Here is a 207-nt window from a genome sequence, read left to right on the forward strand (position 1 = left end):
GCAAGACCACCACCACCGAGCGGGTGCTGTTCTACACCGGGCTGTCGCACAAGCTCGGCGAGGTCCACGACGGCGCCGCGGTGATGGACTGGATGGAGCAGGAGCAGGAGCGCGGCATCACCATCACCTCCGCTGCCACCACGTGCTTCTGGCGCGGCATGAACCAGCAGTACGATCAGCATCGCATCAACATCATCGACACCCCGG

Annotated in this window: 1 protein-coding gene; it reads left to right on the forward strand. The window is 64.7% G+C overall.

Translation table 11 applies throughout. The annotated features are described in order from the left end of the window. A partial coding sequence (locus FVP33_RS19295) for a GTP-binding protein (protein ID WP_147785277.1) occupies window positions 1-207 on the forward strand: 207 nt, incomplete at both ends.

Source organism: Lacisediminihabitans profunda, from assembly GCF_008040105.1.
In the GTDB taxonomy this organism is placed as follows: Bacteria; Actinomycetota; Actinomycetes; order Actinomycetales; family Microbacteriaceae; genus Lacisediminihabitans; species Lacisediminihabitans profunda.